At 70.9% G+C, this 17,619-nt stretch carries 13 protein-coding genes; 9 read left to right on the forward strand and 4 right to left on the reverse strand.

All coding sequences use genetic code 11. The features are described 5' to 3' along the window. The first annotated feature begins 55 nt into the window (after positions 1–55). From HS041_RS14560 to HS041_RS14570, 3 genes are all read left to right on the forward strand, one after another. Complete coding sequence (locus HS041_RS14560) at positions 56–1,441, forward strand: glycine--tRNA ligase (protein ID WP_196441220.1); 1,386 nt, start codon at positions 56–58, stop codon at positions 1,439–1,441. A 424-nt stretch (positions 1,442–1,865) separates the two neighbouring features. Further along, positions 1,866–4,508, forward strand: a complete 2,643-nt coding sequence (gene ppdK, locus HS041_RS14565) for a pyruvate, phosphate dikinase (RefSeq protein ID WP_196441221.1) — start codon at positions 1,866–1,868, stop codon at positions 4,506–4,508. A gap of 140 nt (positions 4,509–4,648) precedes the next feature. Then, on the forward strand, positions 4,649–5,881 hold the full coding sequence (locus tag HS041_RS14570) for a deoxyguanosinetriphosphate triphosphohydrolase (RefSeq protein WP_196441222.1): 1,233 nt from the start codon (positions 4,649–4,651) through the stop codon (positions 5,879–5,881). 63 nt (positions 5,882–5,944) lie between these two features. Here HS041_RS14570 and HS041_RS14575 read toward each other — a convergent pair whose 3' ends face one another. Beyond that, positions 5,945–6,772 (reverse strand): M23 family metallopeptidase, encoded by an 828-nt coding sequence (locus tag HS041_RS14575; RefSeq protein WP_230879068.1) that lies wholly within the window; start codon positions 6,770–6,772, stop codon positions 5,945–5,947. A gap of 281 nt (positions 6,773–7,053) precedes the next feature. Between HS041_RS14575 and dnaG the strand changes: the two genes are divergently transcribed. Further along, positions 7,054–8,901: a DNA primase gene (gene dnaG / locus HS041_RS14580; RefSeq protein ID WP_196441224.1), complete on the forward strand. Its 1,848-nt coding sequence runs from the start codon at positions 7,054–7,056 to the stop codon at positions 8,899–8,901. Positions 8,902–9,086: 185 nt separating this feature from the next. After that, positions 9,087–10,190 (forward strand): RNA polymerase sigma factor RpoD, encoded by a 1,104-nt coding sequence (rpoD, locus tag HS041_RS14585; RefSeq protein ID WP_307845295.1) that lies wholly within the window; start codon positions 9,087–9,089, stop codon positions 10,188–10,190. Between the two features lie 221 nt (positions 10,191–10,411). Here rpoD and HS041_RS14590 read toward each other — a convergent pair whose 3' ends face one another. Beyond that, complete coding sequence (locus HS041_RS14590) at positions 10,412–11,032, reverse strand: isochorismatase family protein (protein ID WP_196441225.1); 621 nt, start codon at positions 11,030–11,032, stop codon at positions 10,412–10,414. A 37-nt stretch (positions 11,033–11,069) separates the two neighbouring features. Further along, positions 11,070–12,272: an MFS transporter gene (locus HS041_RS14595; protein WP_230879069.1), complete on the reverse strand. Its 1,203-nt coding sequence runs from the start codon at positions 12,270–12,272 to the stop codon at positions 11,070–11,072. 47 nt (positions 12,273–12,319) lie between these two features. Here HS041_RS14595 and HS041_RS40015 point away from each other — a divergent pair, with 47 nt between their 5' ends. Further along, positions 12,320–13,297, forward strand: a complete 978-nt coding sequence (locus tag HS041_RS40015) for an ArsR/SmtB family transcription factor (RefSeq protein WP_196441227.1) — start codon at positions 12,320–12,322, stop codon at positions 13,295–13,297. Positions 13,298–13,365: 68 nt separating this feature from the next. Here HS041_RS40015 and surE read toward each other — a convergent pair whose 3' ends face one another. Next, on the reverse strand, positions 13,366–14,298 hold the full coding sequence (surE, locus tag HS041_RS14605; protein WP_196441228.1) for a 5'/3'-nucleotidase SurE: 933 nt from the start codon (positions 14,296–14,298) through the stop codon (positions 13,366–13,368). Positions 14,299–14,407: 109 nt separating this feature from the next. Here surE and HS041_RS14610 point away from each other — a divergent pair, with 109 nt between their 5' ends. The 3 genes from HS041_RS14610 to efeB all read left to right on the forward strand — a co-directional run bounded on the left by HS041_RS14610 (position 14,408) and on the right by efeB (position 17,603). Continuing rightward, complete coding sequence (locus HS041_RS14610; protein WP_196441229.1) at positions 14,408–15,079, forward strand: TetR/AcrR family transcriptional regulator; 672 nt, start codon at positions 14,408–14,410, stop codon at positions 15,077–15,079. 76 nt (positions 15,080–15,155) lie between these two features. Next, positions 15,156–16,340 carry an iron uptake system protein EfeO gene (efeO, locus tag HS041_RS14615; protein WP_196441230.1) on the forward strand — a complete coding sequence of 395 codons (1,185 nt, stop codon included), beginning with the start codon at positions 15,156–15,158 and terminating at the stop codon, positions 16,338–16,340. 60 nt (positions 16,341–16,400) lie between these two features. Continuing rightward, positions 16,401–17,603: an iron uptake transporter deferrochelatase/peroxidase subunit gene (gene efeB / locus HS041_RS14620; protein ID WP_196441231.1), complete on the forward strand. Its 1,203-nt coding sequence runs from the start codon at positions 16,401–16,403 to the stop codon at positions 17,601–17,603. Positions 17,604–17,619: the final 16 nt, after the last annotated feature.

The raw sequence follows: 17,619 nt of genomic DNA on the forward strand, positions 1-17,619 counted from the left end.
AAGCTGGTCCCGACCAATTCCTCGCCGACCTCCAGCCGGATGGAGATTTTCCCTTATGGCACGCCGTACGGACATCATGGACACCATCGTCAGCCTCGCCAAGCGACGTGGGCTCGTCTATCCCTCCAGCGAGATCTACGGAGGCCTGCGCGCGTCGTGGGACTACGGCCCCCTGGGCGTCGAGCTGAAGAACAACGTCAAGCGCGAGTGGTGGAAGTCCATGGTCCAGGGCCGGGAGGACGTCGTCGGCCTCGACTCCTGCGTCATCCTCGCCCGCGAGGTGTGGCAGGCCAGCGGCCACGTGGAGACCTTCACCGACCCGCTCACCGAGTGTCAGTCGTGCCACAAGCGCTACCGGGCCGACCACCTCGAGGAGGCCTACCAGGAGAAGCACGGCAAGGAGCCCGCCGGAGGCCTGGCCGACATCACCTGCCCCAACTGCGGCACCAAGGGTTCCTTCACCGAGCCCAAGCAGTTCAGCGGCCTGCTGAAGACCTACCTCGGCGCGGTCGAGGACGAGTCCGGCCTGGCCTACCTGCGCCCGGAGACCGCGCAGGGCATCTTCATCAACTACCTCAACGTGCAGCAGTCGGCGCGCAAGAAGATCCCGTTCGGCATCGGCCAGATCGGCAAGTCGTTCCGGAACGAGATCACCCCGGGCAACTTCATCTTCCGCACCCGCGAGTTCGAGCAGATGGAGATGGAGTTCTTCGTCAAGCCGGGCAGCGACGAGGAGTGGCACCAGTACTGGATCGACGAGCGCATGCGCTGGTACGTCGACCTGGGCGTCAACCAGGACAACCTCCGGCTCTACGAGCACCCGAAGGAGAAGCTCTCCCACTACTCGACGCGGACCGTCGACATCGAGTACCGCTTCAACTTCACCGGCAGCGAGTGGGGCGAGCTTGAGGGCATCGCCAACCGGACCGACTACGACCTGTCCACGCACTCGAAGGTCTCCGGCACCGACCTGAGCTTCTTCGAGCAGGACACCGGCGAGCGCTACATCCCCTACGTGATCGAGCCCGCGGCGGGCGTGGACCGCACCGCCCTGATGTTCATGATCGACGCGTACAGCGAGGACGAGGCGCCCAACGCCAAGGGCGTCATGGAGAAGCGCACGGTCATGCGCCTCGACCACCGCCTCGCGCCGGTCAAGGCGGCCGTGCTCCCGCTGTCGCGCAACGCCGACCTGTCGCCGAAGGCCAAGGACCTGGCCGCACGGCTGCGCAGGCGCTGGAACGTCGAGTTCGACGACGCGGGCGCGATCGGCCGCCGTTACCGCCGCCAGGACGAGATCGGCACGCCGTTCTGCATCACCGTCGACTTCGACACCCTCGAGGACCAGGCGGTGACCATCCGCGAGCGCGACTCCATGACCCAGGAGCGGGTGGCCCTCGACCAGGTCGAGTCCTACCTCCGCCAGCACCTCAACGACTGAGGCGCAGGCGGCGGCCCGGATCGGCCGAGAGCGATCCGGGCCCGCCGAGAACGCCGACGACGGCCGGCGACCCCGCGAAGGGGTCGCCGGCCGTCGTGCTTTCCCGTGACGGGGCCGGCGCACTGCCGCCGGCTGCTGCGGCGGGAGGAACGTTGTACGGCCGCGCCCCGGCGGTCTGAACCACCCGTGAACGGGATTGAATGCGGCAAGAATTGGTGTAAACCAATTGGTTTATACCAATTCTCCGGGTGACCGATATCACTATTGATTTGATGCCGATTTGGATTGGATTAGACCGCCAAACAGGGTTTGACGTGCGTAAATGTGCTGTCGCACGGTAGGTGACGTTTCATCCTGTTGTTCATCGGTAGAGTCCCAGGGGAGGCGGAAGCGCACGTCATTTGAAGCCGTAGAAGGAGCAGCCGTGCCCAAGTACGTTTACGACTTCACCGAGGGCAACAAAGATCTAAAGGATCTGCTCGGCGGTAAGGGGGCCAACCTGGCCGAGATGACCAATCTCGGGCTGCCGGTCCCCCCCGGCTTCACCATCACCACCGAGGCGTGCCGCAGCTTCCTGGCCGACGGCAGGCTCCCCGCCGGCCTGGAGGAGGAGATCGCCGCCCACCTGGCCGCGCTGGAGGGCCAGACGGGCCGTCGCCTGGGCCAGGCCGACGACCCGCTGCTGGTGAGCGTGCGCTCCGGGGCCAAGTTCTCCATGCCCGGCATGATGGAGACCGTCCTCAACATCGGGCTCAACGACGAGTCGGTGCACGGCCTGGCCAAGCAGGCGGGCGGCAACGAGCGCTTCGCCTGGGACTCCTACCGCCGCCTCATCCAGATGTTCGGCAAGACCGTCCAGGGCATCGACGGCGAGCTGTTCGACGCGGCCTTCGAGAAGCTCAAGAACGGCCGCGGCGACCTGGACGTGGACGCCGCCGAGCTGCGTGGCCTCGTGGAGACCTTCAAGGGCATCGTCCGCGCCGAGACCGGGGCGGACTTCCCCGCCGACCCACGCGAGCAGCTGCTCATGGCCGTCACGGCCGTCTTCGAGTCCTGGAACGCCCCGCGCGCCGTCCTCTACCGCCGCCAGGAGCGCATCCCCGCCGAGCTGGGCACCGCCGTCAACATCTGCACGATGGTCTTCGGCAACTGCGGCATGGACTCCGGCACCGGCGTCGCCTTCACCCGGGACCCCGGCAGCGGCCAGCAGGGCGTCTACGGCGACTACCTGCAGAACGCCCAGGGCGAGGACGTGGTCGCGGGGATCCGCAACACCCTGCCGCTGCAGGAGCTGGAACGGCTCGACAAGAACTCCTACGACGAGCTCATGCGGATCATGGAGAAGCTGGAGAACCACTACCGCGACCTGTGCGACATCGAGTTCACCATCGAGACCGGCAAGCTCTGGATGCTGCAGACCCGGGTCGGCAAGCGCACCGCGGGCGCCGCGTTCCGCATCGCCGTCCAGCTCGTGGACCAGGGCCTGATCGATCTCGACGAGGCGGTCAGGCGGGTCACCGGTGACCAGCTGGCCCAGCTCATGTTCCCGCGCTTCGCCAAGGACGAGACCAGGAAGCGCCTCACCAGGGGCATGAACGCCTCCCCGGGCGCGGCCGTGGGCAAGGCCGTCTTCTCCTCCGAACGGGCGGTGGAACTCGCCGCCCGGGGCGAGGCCGTCATCCTGGTCCGGCGCGAGACCAACCCCGACGACCTCGCGGGCATGATCGCCGCTCACGGCGTGCTCACCTCGCGCGGCGGCAAGACCTCCCACGCCGCCGTGGTCGCCCGCGGCATGGGCAAGACCTGCGTCTGCGGCGCCGAGGAGCTGGAGGTCTCCACCAAGGAGCGCCGGTTCACCGCCCCCGGCGGCGTCGTGGTCGCCGAGGGCGACGTCATCTCCATCGACGGCTCCAGCGGCGAGGTCTTCCTGGGCGAGGTCCCGGTGGTCGCCTCCCCGGTCGTGGAGTACTTCGAGGGCTCCTGCGCCGAGGACGACGAGCTGGTCGGGGCCGTGCACCGCATCATGACCCACGCCGACGCCGTGCGCCGCCTGGACGTGCGGGCCAACGCCGACAACGCCGAGGACGCCGCCCGCGCCCGCCGGTTCGGCGCCCAGGGCATCGGCCTGTGCCGCACCGAGCACATGTTCCTGGGCGAGCGCCGCCAGCTCGTCGAGGACCTGGTCCTGGCCGGCACCGACGACGAGCGCGAGCGGGCGCTGGCCGCGCTGGAGCCGCTGCAGCGAGCCGACTTCACCGAGATCTTCCGGGCGATGGACGGCCTGCCCGTCACCATCCGCCTGATCGACCCGCCGCTCCACGAGTTCCTGCCCGACTACACCGAGCTGTCGGTGAAGGTCGCCCTCGCCGGCGAGGAGGCGAGCGAGAAGGACCGCGCGCTCCTGGCCGCGGTCAAGCGCCTGCACGAGCAGAACCCGATGCTGGGCCTGCGCGGCGTACGGCTCGGCCTGGTCATCCCCGGCCTGTTCGCCATGCAGGTGCGGGCGATCGCCGAGGCGGCCAAGGAGGTGCCCGGAGCCCGCGCCGAGATCATGATCCCGCTCGTCGGCGCGGTCCAGGAGCTGGAGCACGTCAAGGACGAGGCCACCGGGATCCTGGCCGAGATCGGGGTCGAGGCGCTGGTCGGCACCATGATCGAGGTGCCGCGCGCCGCGCTGACCGCCGGCCAGATCGCCGAGGCCGCCGAGTTCTTCTCCTTCGGAACCAACGACCTCACCCAGATGACCTGGGGCTTCTCCCGCGACGACGTCGAGGCGGCGTTCTTCTCCCGCTACCTGGACCTGGGCGTGTTCGGCGTCTCGCCGTTCGAGACGCTGGACCGCGACGGCGTGGGCAGGCTGGTACGGCTCGCCGCCGAGGAGGGCCGCAGGACCCGTCCCGACCTCAAGCTCGGCATCTGCGGCGAGCACGGCGGCGACCCGGACTCGATCCACTTCTGCCACGAGGCGGGCCTGGACTACGTCTCCTGCTCGCCGTTCCGCATCCCGGTCGCCAGGCTGGAGGCAGGACGCGCCACCCTGACCGGCGGCGGCTCCGACACGCGCTGACCCGGTCTCCCGTGCGGCCCGCGCCCCGTTCCCGGGGCGCGGGCCGCACGGGAGACCGGCACGCCGGCCGTAGGGGTCCCCGAGTGTTTACCCGGCAACCCGCATGGACCGGCCCTATAGTGGATAAAATCACTGCACTTATGTACGGCTATGACGAGCACGACCAGGCCAGATGGGTGCCGGAACCGCCCGGCAACCCGGAGAGAGGCCCGTTCGAGCGAGACCGGGCCCGCGTGCTGCACAGCGCCGGGCTGCGGAGACTGGCCGCCAAGACGCAGGTGGTCGGGCCGGGGGAGACGCTCGGCAGCGGGCAGCAGGTCCCGCGCACCCGGCTGACCCATTCGCTGGAGTGCGCCCAGATCGGCCGGGAGATGGGCGAGGCGCTGGGCCGCGACCCCGACCTGGTGGAGACCGCCTGCCTGGCCCACGACCTCGGGCACCCCCCGTTCGGGCACAACGGCGAGACCGCGCTCAACGAGCTGGCCGCCGGATGCGGCGGATTCGAGGGCAACGCGCAGAGCCTGCGCCTGCTGACCCGGCTGGAGGCCAAGGTCCTCACCGAAGACGGTCGCAGCGCCGGGCTGAACCTCACCCGGGCCTCCCTCGACGCCGCGGTCAAATATCCGTGGACCGCCGCCACCTCCCCGAAGTACTGCGCCTACACCGACGACCTGCCGATCTTCGCCTGGATCAGGCAGGGCGCGCCCGAGGGGCGGGTCAGCTTCGAGGCTCAGGTCATGGACTGGGCCGACGACGTCGCCTACTCCGTGCACGACCTGGAGGACGCCCTCCACTCCGGAGCGGTCGTGCTGGAGGCGCTGCGCGATCCGGCCGAGCGCCGCGACGTGTGCGCGACCACCCGCGTCTGGTACGCCCCGGACGCCGGTCCCGGCGAGCTGGAGGAGATCTTCGCCCGCCTCGTCGCCCAGCCGTTCTGGCCCCGCCGCTTCGACGGCTCCCTGGGCGACCTCGCCGCGCTCAAGCACCTCACCAGCGTGCTCATCGGCCGCCTCTGCCAGGCCGCCGAGAGCGCCACCAGGGAGGCCTACGGCACCGCCGCCGGACGCTACGGCGCCGAGCTGGTCGTGCCCCGCGCCACCCGCCTGGAGTGCGCCGTGCTCAAAGGGGTCATCGCCCACTACGTGATGACCGCGGCCGAGCACAACGCCAACCAGGCGCGGCAGCGCGAGCTCATCCACGACCTGGCCCGGTTGATCATGCAGGGCGCTCCCGACACGCTGGAGCCCGCCCTCCGGCCCATCTTCGCCAAGGCGGACGGCGACGCCGGGCGGCTGCGGGTGGTCGTCGACCAGATCGCCTCGCTGACCGACACCTCGGCGGTGGCCTGGCACGACCGGCTCACCGGCCCCTGACGCACCGCGCCGCGACCGCACCGGGTCGCACCGTCCCGGCCCGGTGACGGTCCCGCGGCGCTCTCAGCCGGCAGGGGTGATCTCGACGGTCCAGCCCTCCGATTCGTCCGGTCGCTTGGTGGGCTCCGGCTTGGGCGTGGACTTCGGCTTGCACAGGATCGTGCAGCGGGGAGCGGCCCCGGTGCGTGCCATGGCGGCGCGCACCTCGTCCGCGGGCGACAGGGTGCGGTTGCCGTTGAGCCAGGCGTTCAGGTAGTCCCACGGCCCGACCATGCCGCGCCGTACCCACCAGAGGGAGGGTTCGGTCTTCCAGGAGATCGCGAAGTAGAGATTGCTGGCGGTGTCGCGGGCGTTGCCCGAGTTGCCGACCCGGCCGAGCGTCTGGCCGGCGCCGACGCGCACGCCCGGCCTGATCCCGGGAGTGACGGAGTCGAGGTGGCCGCCGAGGTAGCGCACGCCGTCGTCCCCGATGACGGTGACGAACCGGCCCTCGCGGTCCGGCCCCCGGTCGGTGGAGGGCTTCCACCGGTTGCGGGTGTTGACCTCGTGGACCACGCCGTCCACCGGCGAGACGAACGAGCATCCCTTGCCCGTCCAGATCGTGGTCTTGGGCAGCACCAGCAGCCTGCTCTGGTAGGAGACCGGGCAGCCCTGCACGGGGAAGGCGTAGGTGAACTTGGAGACCCGGGGCGGCGGCACCGGCACCGGGGCGTCGCCCTTGGGGATCTCCACCGTCGGCTGGGGGGTGGGCGTCGGGGCCGGGATCGTCGCGGTCACCGGTCCCTGCGCAGATACCGCCTCGGTCGTGGGCGCCGTCGTGCTGATGCCGGCGACCCCGCCGGGTGACGTGCACGCCCCCGTGGCGAGGAGGACGCCGGTGACGGCGGCCAACCTGGCTTTATGCCCCGATCGCATGATGTCCACCCACATAAGGTATCGATAATCCGCCGTTACCTTTGTAACGAAACCCATCATCGTTCACGACCGGTTCGGCGAATCCGGTGGTTCGACCGGGCAGCCCCGCCGCCGGACGGCCCGGGGCGGCGGCCGCGGGGGAGACCGGGCCGCGGGGACGGCGGATGGCCGGGAGGGCCGCACCGGCGACCGGCCGGGCGCCCGGAGGCCGAGCCGCCCGGCGCCTGGTTGTCGGGGAGCCGGACTAGACTCACGGCGTGGCAGGCCGGATCAGTGATGAGGACATCGCGCTCGTGCGGGAGCGCTCGCCGATCGCCGACATCGTGGGTGAGCACATCCAGCTCCGCAACGCCGGCGGCGGCAACCTGAAGGGGCTGTGCCCCTTCCACGAGGAGAAGAGCCCGTCCTTCAACGTCACCCCGGCCCGGGGCTACTGGTACTGCTTCGGCTGCACCGAGGGCGGTGACGTCATCACCTTCGTGCGCCGGCTGGAGCACCTGTCGTTCGGTGAGGCCGTGGAGCGGCTGGCCAACCGGGCCGGGATCCAGCTCCGCTACGAGCAGGGCGGTTATGTCCCCGGGCGCGAGCAGGGCGAGCGGAGCAGGCTGATCGAGGCGCACCGCGCCGCCGCGGAGTTCTACGCCGCGAAGCTGGCCGTCCCGGAGGCCGCGCCCGGGCGGAAGTTCCTGTCGGAGCGCGGGTTCGAGCGGGTCGACGCCGAGCGCTTCGGGGTGGGTTACGCGCCGGCCGAGTGGGAGGCGCTCACCCGGCACCTCATGGCCCGGGGGTTCACCGCCGCGGAGCTGGTCAAGGGAGGGCTGGCCAAGGAGGGCCGCAGGGGGCCGATCGACCGGTTCCGGGGGCGGCTGGTCTGGCCGATCCGCGACATCACCGGTGACGTGATCGGGTTCGGCGCGCGGAAGCTGAACGACGCCGAGGACGGCCCGAAATACCTGAACACCCCCGACAGCCCGCTCTACAAGAAGAGCGAGGTCCTGTACGGCGTCGACCTGGCCAAGAGAGAGATCTCCAAGCGTTCCCAGGCCGTGATCGTCGAGGGCTACACCGACGTGATGGCCTGCCACCTGGCGGGCGTGCCCACGGCGGTGGCCACCTGCGGCACGGCCTTCGGCGCCGAGCACATCAAAGTGCTGCGCAGGCTGCTGCTGGACCAGGCCGGCTCCCAGGGAGAGGTGGTCTTCACCTTCGACGGTGACGCGGCCGGGCAGAAGGCGGCGCTGCGCGCCTTCGCCGACGAGCAGAAGTTCGTCACCCAGACCTATGTGGCGGTGCAGCCCGCCGGCCTCGACCCGTGCGACCTTCGGGTCAGGCACGGCGACGCGGCCGTGCAGAACCTGATCGCGAGCAGGGAGCCGCTGTTCGCGTTCGCGATCCGCAGCGTGATCTCCCGCTACGACGTGAGCACCAACGAGGGCCGGCTCTCCGCGCTGGACGCCGCGGCGCCGATCGTGGCCGGGATCAAGGACCGGGCGCTGCGCCAGCTGTACGGAGTGGACCTGGACCGCTGGCTCGGCTTCAACAACGAGCGGTTCGTCATGGAGCGGATCGCGGAGATCTCCGCCGCCGCCCAGCCGCGGCAGGGCAGGCCCGCCCCCCGGCGGGTCGCCGAGCTCACCGACCCCGGGGTGCGGACCGAGGCCGAGGTGCTGAAGCTGGCCGTGCAGCGACCGGCGCTGCTCGCGCCCCGGTTCGACGCGATCGGCCCGGAGGCGTTCACGCTTCCCGAGCACATCGCGCTCTACAAGCTGGTCGCGGACGCCGGAGGCGTGAACGCGGCGGGCGAGGGCGGCCGTGCCTGGGTGGACCGCCTGCTCGCCGTCTCCGGCGAAGGGCTGCGCGGGATGGTCACCAGGTTCGCGGTGGAGGAGCTGAGGGTGGATGCCGCGACCGAGGAACGGTACGCCGCCGACCTGCTCGCAGCCCTGGAGACGATCTCGGTGTCCCGGGCCATCGACCAGATGCGGTCGAGGCTGGAGCGGACCGATCTGGCGGGCGGGCCCGAGGAGTACCGCCGCCTGTTCGCGGAGCTGAACGCGCTCGAACGGCGCCGGCGCGTGCTGAAGGAACGCGCCGCAGGAAGCTGAGCACGTAATCGGTTTTGATTTCCTGAATCACATTCGGCCAAACCCTAATAAGGTCTCGATCCGATAATGATCGGAGCCTTACCTTCAGTGACAAAAATAGGTCTGCCCTTTTGGGTGACGAATACAGCAGACTGTGTCCCGTGGGTACATCGGTGCTGCCAAGTGGGCCGCCTGCGGTAGACCAGGTGGCCGACCTCGTCGCGAAGGGAAGAGAGCGCGGAAGCGTCACCGTCGATGACGTGGCCGCCGCTCTCGACAAGTCCGAGCTGCCGTCCGACGCGCTGGAGCGTGTCGTCCGCATGCTCGCCGAGAACGGAGTGGAGGTCCTCGAGCCCCAGGGCGACGAGGAGACCGCCAAATCCGATGAGGAGGATGCCGGGAAACGGGCGCCGACCAGTGACCTGGTCCGCATCTACCTGCGGGAGATCGGCAGGGTACCCCTGCTCACGGCCGAGGAGGAGGTGGAGCTCGCCAAGTCCATCGAGGCGGGACTGTTCGCCGAGGACAAGCTGACCAGCGTGGTCTCGCGACTGGCCTTCCCTGAGTTCAAGGAGCTCGTCTGGCAGGGGACCCGGGCCAAGCAGCGGCTGATCGAGGCCAACCTCCGGCTGGTCGTCTCGATCGCCAAACGTTATGTGGGGCGCGGCATGCTGTTCCTGGATCTGATCCAGGAGGGCAACCTCGGCCTCATCCGGGCGGTCGAGAAATTCGATTACACCAAGGGTTACAAGTTCTCCACTTATGCCACGTGGTGGATTCGCCAGGCGATCACCCGTGCCATCGCCGACCAGGCGCGCACCATTCGCATTCCGGTGCACATGGTGGAGACGATCAACAAACTCGTCCGGGTCCAGCGCCAGCTCCACCAGGATCTCGGCCGCGAGCCGGCGCCCGAGGAGATCGCACTGGAGATGGACCTCCCGATCGACCGGGTGATCGAGATCCAGCGCATCGCGCAGGAGCCGGTCTCGCTGCAGTCGCCGATCGGCGAGGAGGACTCCGACCTCGGTGACTTCATCGAGGACGCCGACGCGGTCGTGCCGATGGAGGCCGCGGCCTTCATCATGCTGCAGGACCAGCTCGACGAGATCCTCGCGACGCTGTCGGAGCGGGAGCAGCGCATCATCCAGCTGCGCTTCGGCCTGGCCGACGGCCATCCCCGCACGCTGGAGGAGGTCGGCCGGGAGTTCGGCGTGACGCGCGAGCGCATCCGCCAGATCGAGTCCAAGACGCTGGCGAAGCTGCGTCACCCGACTCGGGCGCAGATGCTCCGCGACTACCTCGACTGAGACGGGGCCCCGACCGCTGGGCCGGGGCCCCGACCACGCCGGTGGCCCGGGAACTCTTCCCGGGCCACCGGCTTCGACGTGCGAGGAGCGGCTGTCCCGTCTCACCGGAACGATCGGGAAGCACGGCGACGGTCTCCCCTGCCCGCGGCGTGCCCGTCCCGGCGGTCGCGGAGCGGGCACCGTCCTCCGGCCGGCCCCGCCGAGATCGCGAGACGCCGAGGTCAGCGGCTGTAGGCGGCGGCGAGCTGCCCGACAAGGGCGGCGAACGGCATGTCGAGATCGGCGTACAGGTCTCCCGCGGCCGGATGCGCGTTGTCGGCGAGCATCTCGACGGCGAGCGTGGCGTAGTCGCTCACGATCACACCTGCCTGCTGCAGCCGGAGGAGCCCGGTCTCCCGCTTGGTCGCGGAGAAGGTGCCGGAGGCGTCGACGGCGACGTAGGCGGTGTAGCCCGCCGCGGTGGCGGCGATCGCGGGGAACGCCGCGCAGACCTCCAGCGAGACTCCGGCGATGAGGATCCTGCCGCGCCCGGTCGCCTCGACGGCGTTCCGGACCCGGTCGTCATGCCACGCGTTCACCGTGCTGCGGTCGATCACCTGGAGCCCTTCCGGCAGGACGGCCCGAAGCTGGGGAATGAGAGGTCCCCACATGCTGTCCGCAGCGGTGGTGGTGACCACGATGGGGAGGCCAAGGCGCGTCGCCGCCTTGGCCAGGCAGGTGACGTTGTGCGTGAGCTCGCCCACGGTGATGTCACGCACGCCGGTGAACAGCCCGATCTGGTGGTCCACCAGCAGGAGGGTGGCGTTGTCCGCGGTGAGGGCGTCGTGGAACCGGTTCTGCATCGTCTTCTCCGTTTGATTCCGTTTGATTCCGTTGATTTCAGGTGAGGTTCGCTGCCGCGGTGCGCCGGCGGACCGGGCCTCCGGTGAGCAGCGCGCCCAGGGCCGAGGCGGCGCCGATGAGCCCGACGCCGGTCCACAGCGCCTCCGGTCCCGACGGGAGCAACGCGGTGCCGATCACCGGTGCGAGGACCGCGCCGGCCGACCAGCTCATACCGGAGACGCCGGCGTAGGTCCCCTGCAGTTCCCGGGGCGCCAGCGCTGCCACGACCGTGGGGACGGCTCCCGCGATGACGATCTCCCCCGCGGTCCAGACCGCCACCGTGAGCACGAGCCCGCGCACGTCGTGCACCAACGCGGTGAGCGCGAACCCCGCCGCCACGACGGCGGTCCCGGCCGCGAGCACACGGCTGGGGTCCCGCCGCGCCGCCCACTTCCCGGCCAGCGGCTGGACGGCGATGATCAGGACGCCGTTGAGCGCCATGGCCAGGCCGAAGTGCGTACGGCCGACGCCCTGCTCGGCCATGGCCAGCGGGAGCGTGGTGAACGCCTGGGCGTACAGCGCGCCGTACGCCGCGGTGACGGCGCAGACAGCGAGCATCGGCCGGTCCCGCAGCACCGCCCGGAGCCCCGTCCCGGCGGCAGGACCGCCGGCCGGGCGGGATTCGGGCACCGTGCGCCACACCACGGCGGCGAAGGCCACCGCGACGGCCGCGTTCACGCCGAACATCGCACGGGCGCCGTGTTCGGCGAACCAGCCGCCGGCGACCATCGCGACCGAATAACCGAGGTTCACCCCCCAGAAGAGCAGCCCGTAGGCTCTCGGCCGCAGCGCGGGCGGGACGAGGTCGGCGACCATGGCCTGCGAGGCCGGCCGGTAGGACTCGATGGTGAGCCCGAGCAGGAACGCGGTCGCCGTCACGGCGAAGAGCCCGCTCGCGGCGCCGAGGACGACCAGCGCGGCGGAGGCGGCGAGCATGCCGCCGATGAGAGTCGTCCGGCGGCCGAACCGGTCGGCCAGCCACCCGGCGAGCACGTGGGAGAGCAACGACCCGACGCCGAAGGCCGTCATGACCACGCCGGCTCCCGGCAGGGTGAAACCCTGGACGTGAACCAGATACACCGACAGGAACGGCTGCACGACCGCACCGGTGCGGTTGATGACCGTACCGAGCCAGAGCATCCAGAACGGGCGCGGCAACGACAGCGGGCCGGCGGGTGCCGCGGAGGTGAGGACTGCCATGCCGATCATGGTTGACCGGCGGCTCCCGACCCGCGAATGTTTAATCTGTGGCTGAATCCTCGTTCGCCGAGTTCGACTTCACCTCTGACGACCTCGCCCGGCTGAGGTTCGCCTTCTCCCCGGCGGCCGAGGCGGTCGCGAGCCTGCGCCTGCTGCAGGATCCCGGCAGGCACACGCTGCACCTGCCGTGGATCCGAGCCGTGCGCCCACGGCTCGCCGGGTTGGACCTGAGGCTGCTGTTCGCCCTCGTCCCGCTCGGTCCGTACTTCGTCGACTTCCTGACGCCTCCGCCGACCACCCCGCTGCCGGACATCGCCGCCGAGCTGGACCTCGTCGCCGCGGCCGACCCGGACGAGGCCGCCTCCGAGGCGGCCAGGGTCCCCGGCGCCGGCACTCCGGTCGTGCGGGACTTCCTCGCCGATCCGGCCGCCGGTGTCGCCCGCGCCGCGGCCGAGCTGCGCCTGTACTGGGACACGGCGATGGAGCGGTTCTGGCCGCAGATCCGAGGGCTGTTCGAGTCGGAGGTGCTGCGCCGATCCCGGCAGCTGGCCCGTGACGGCGCCGGTGCGATGTTCAACGACCTGCACCCGAACATCACCTGGAGCGAAGGCCGCCTGCGCGTGCGGACCCGCGCCTGGCGGCGCAGCGGACCGCTGGGCGGCGACGGCCTGATCCTGATCCCGAGCGTCTTCCACTGGCCGGACACGGGCGTGATGGCGGAGCCGTACCAGCCGAACCTGGTCTACCCCGCGCCCGGCGTCGGCACGGTCTGGTCGCACGGGGCCGTCCCCACCGCCGACGCGCTCAACGCCCTCATCGGGCGGACCCGCGCCCGGATCCTCGTCGCTCTCGCCGACGCGGCCACGACGAGCATCCTCGCGCGGCGGCTGTCCATGGCCCCCGGCGCGGTCAGCCAGCACCTGAGGGTGCTGTGCGAGAGCGGCCTGGTCACCCGGCGTCGCAGCGGCCGTGAGGTGTTCTACGAGCGTTCCGGGCTGGGTGACACGTTGTGCGCGGCATCGTGAGGCGTCGTGAGGCGTCGGCGGGAGGCGGCTCCACCGGAGACGGGGCCGGTGCGGCGGTCAGGGGGCCGTCACGGGGTCAGGGGGCGGAGGCGGAGCCCGAGGCGGGCGGTGACGGCCGGGTCGTGGATCTCCCAGCTGCCGTCCAGCGGAGTGACCGTGACGTGGCCGGCGTTCAGGAGGTTGTGGTCGGAGCCGGGGACCGGATCGGGGCCGGTGCTCAGGACGGGGAGGATGCGGTAGCAGTCGGGGCAGGCGTCGGGGGCGGGGGCGTACGCCGCGGAGACGAACGACGAGGTGCCCAGCCGGGCGAGGGAGACCTTGCCGACGGGCTTGAGCGGGTAGTTCACGTTCAGGGCGGTGCGCGGCGGCAGCAGCTCGCCGCCGCGGGCGGTCGCCCGCAGCCGGTCGACCATCCGCACCGCGAACGCGATCGACTGCTTCAGGCTGGGGAACGAGGGCGGGTCGGTGGTGACGTCCACCGCGGTGCTGAAGGCGATCGCCGGCACGCCCTTCTCGATCGCGGTGATCGCGGCGCCGACCGTGCCGGAGTGGTTGGTCACGGCCGCGATGTTCTGGCCCGCGTTGGGGCCGGAGACCACCAGGTCGGGTGGGGCCTCGCCGTACACCCTCTGGAGGGCGAAGGAGACCGCGTCACTCGGGCTGCCCGCCACCGACCAGACGCCGGGTGACTCCTGCCTGGCCCTGACGGTCGTGCCGAACCTGGCGTTGACGGCGGTCCCGGTACCGCTGGAGTCGGTGGCGGGGGCCACGACGGTCACGTCGTGCCCGGCCGCGATCAGGGCCTGGCGCAGCCCGTGAAGGAACGGGAAGGCGTAGCCGTCGTCGTTGGTGAGCAGGATGCGCAGGGCCCCGTCGTGGGAGCGGCCGGCGGCCGGCGGGGCGGGGGACGGGCTCTGGGCTGCGGCGGGTACGGCGGAGCCGAGCGAGCCGGTGAGGGCGAGGGTGATGAGGACGCGAGCGAAGTTGCGTAGCGTGGCCACGCTGGGCCTCCTTGGAGATCGCCGGGGCGGTCCCGTGCCGTCGCGCCTGCGGCACGGAAATTTTTCGTTACGTTACAGAACGGAACGCATCTATGAAGGCAGTGTGGAAGTGAGCGAGGCTTCTGTCAACGGCCCCTCCGAAGCGGTCAGAGGCCGTCCTCGCGACCCCCGGGTGGAGGAGCGGGTCGCACTCGCCGTGATCGGGCTGCTGCTGGAAGCGGGCTACCGGCAGACGACCATCGAGGCCGTGGCGCGCCGTTCCGGGGTGAGCAGGCCCGCGATCTACCGGCGCTGGAGGTCCAAGGCGGAGGTCGTGGCGCACGCGCTGTTCGCACGGTCCGACTCCACGGCGCTGCGCGACTCCGGAGACCTGCGCGAGGACCTGCGCGCCTGGACGCGTGCCGTGCTCGCCAGATTCGGCCGCCCGGAGATCGCCGCGGCCTTCCCCGGGCTCCTGGCGGACCTGCAGGACGAGAAGCGGTCCCGGACGGGAGGGGACCGGTCCCGGACCGGAGCCGCCCAGCAGGACGGGAACGGGCCGCAGGGCGGCTTCCACGTGGACCTGGTCGGTCCGCGCAGGAGGCACTTCGCGCGGACCGTCGAGGCGGCCGCCGCCCGGGGGGAGCTGCGGCCGGGGGCAGACCACGAGGTCCTGTTCGAGCTGCTGGTCGGCTCTGTCTTCCTGCGCGTGGCGAGCGGCGGGAACGTGGACGACCCCGCCTACGAGGATCGGCTCGTCGACCTGCTGTACCACGCGGTGGCCCGTATCGCCCCGACCTGAAAAGCACCCCGGGTTGGCGCTGTGAGCTTAGGGAAAGCTAAGTTAGGGACGCCTAACTGACATACAGGAGCCTTCTATGCCCCCCGTCTTCCGTTCCGTCGCCGCCTGCGGCCTTCTCGCCCTCGCCCTCACCGCATGCAGCTCGGGTGACGACGGTGCCGACGGCGGCTCGTCGAGCGGGAGCGGCAGCGCGGCCGTCGCCCCGCAGCCCGCCCCGACCGGCAAGGTCACCGAGTCTGTCGACGTCGCGGCCACAGACACCACCTGCGTGGCGGCCAAGACCGCGCTGCCCGCGGGCGTGATCAGCTTCAAGCTCAAGAACGACGGCAAGGAGCCCACCTGGCTCTATGTCTTCCGGGCCGACAAGACCGTGGTCAGCGAGCGGGCCAACATCGCCCCCGGCGCCACCGCCGACCTGGTCGTCGAGCTCGGCGCGGGCACCTACCAGATCGCCTGCAAGCCCAACCACGAGGGCGACGGCATCCGCCAGGACATCACGGTCTCCGGTGAGCTCGCCGCGCAGGCCGACCCGCGCATCACCCGCGCGGTCGAGGACTACCGCACCTACATCACCGAGCAGGTCGACGACAGCATCGCCAAGACCAAGGACTTCGTCGCCGCCGTCAAGGACGGCGACGTGAAGAAGGCCAAGGACCTCTACGCGCCGAGCCGGGTCGGCTGGGAGCGCATCGAGCCGGTCGCCGAGGCGTTCGGCGACATCGACCCCAAGGTGGACCTGCGCGAGGCCGACCTGGAGGAGGGCGCCACCTGGACCGGCTGGCACCGCCTGGAGAAGGCCCTGTGGAAGGCCCCCAAGACGGTCGGGAAGGAGTCCAAGTACGGCGACATGCTCCTCGAGGACCTCGACGTGCTCAAGGCCAAGCTGCCCACCGCGGAGATCACCGCCAGCTCCATGGCCAACGGCGCCAAGGAACTCCTGGACGAGGTGGCCACCGGGAAGGTGACCGGCGAGGAGGAGGCCTTCTCGCACACCGACCTGTGGGACTTCAAGGCCAACGTGGACGGCGCGTACAAGGTCTACCAGCTGCTCACCCCGGTCGTGATGGAGAAGAACCCGGCCCTGGTCACCACGCTGGACGCCGAGTTCGCCGAGCTGAACACCCTGCTGGGCAAGTACGCCAAGGGCGACGGCTTCGTCTCCTACACCGAGCTGTCCAAGGAGCAGGTCAAGGAGCTCGCCGACGCGGTCAACGCGCTCGCCGAGCCGCTCTCCGGCCTGGCCGCGGTCGTGGCGGGCTGACCCTCCCGGCCCGGTCCCGGCCGGCGCCGTCCCCGTCCGACCCGTCACGAGGAGGGAAACATGACCGACCTCAGCCGCCGCAGACTCCTGACCGGAGCGGGCCTGGCGGTGGGCGCCGGAGCCGCGGCCGGCGCCGGCCTGGTACGGCTCGCGCAGCCGGAGCCCGTCCACGCCGCCGCCCCCGGCGGGCCGGTCCCGTTCCACGGTCCGAACCAGGCCGGGATCGCCACGCCCGTCCAGGACCGGCTGCACTTCGCCGCCCTCGACCTCGGCACCGACTCGCCGGCGAAGGTCGCGGAGCTGCTGCGGGAGTGGACGGCGGCAGCCGTACGGATGACCGCGGCGCAGGAGGTCGGCGGCGGGGCGACCGGGCCGGAGCTGGCCCCGCCGGACGACACCGGCGAGGCCCTCGGCCTGCCCGCCTCGCGCCTGACGCTGACGGTCGGCTTCGGACCCTCCTTCTTCGAGAAGCTCAAGCTGCCCGCGCCGGAGAAGCTCAAGGAGCTGCCGCACTTCCCGGCCGACAAGCTCGACCCGGCCCGCAGCGGTGGCGACATCTGCGTGCAGGCGTGCGCGGACGACCCCCAGGTCGCCGTGCACGCCGTACGGAACCTCGTGCGCATCGCCTTCGGCAGGGCCTCGGTGCGCTGGTCGCAGCTCGGTTTCGGCAAGACCTCCTCGACCACTCCGGACGCGCAGACCCCGCGCAACCTGTTCGGGTTCAAGGACGGCACCCGCAACATCGCCGGGACCGACCGGGCCGCGCTGGACGCCCACGTGTGGGTGGGCGAGGAGGGGCCCGAGTGGCTGCGCGGCGGGTCCTACCTGGTCGCCCGGCGGATCCGGATGCACATCGAGACCTGGGACCGGACGTCGCTGAAGGAGCAGGAGGACATCTTCGGCCGCACCAAGAGGGAGGGCGCCCCCTACGGCGCCGCCCGCGAGCACGACCCGGTCCCGCTGGAGAGGCTGCCGGCCGACTCCCACGTACGGCTGGCGCACCCCGACTCTCTCGGCGGTGTGACGATCCTGCGCCGGGGATACTCCTTCACCGACGGCAGCGACGGCCTGGGGCGGCTGGAGGCGGGCCTGTTCTTCCTGGCCTACCAGCGCGACCCGGAGAAGGGCTTCATCCCCATCCAGCGGGCGCTGGCGGCGCGCGACCCGCTCAACGAGTACATCCAGCACGTCGGGTCCGGCATCTGGGCCTGCCCGGGCGGTGTGACACCCGGATCATTCTGGGGCGAAGGACTGTTTCTCTGAAACGTTGTTTTATTGC

It is taken from the genome of Planomonospora sp. ID67723 (genome assembly GCF_015711605.1).
In the GTDB taxonomy this organism is placed as follows: Bacteria; Actinomycetota; Actinomycetes; order Streptosporangiales; family Streptosporangiaceae; genus Planomonospora_A.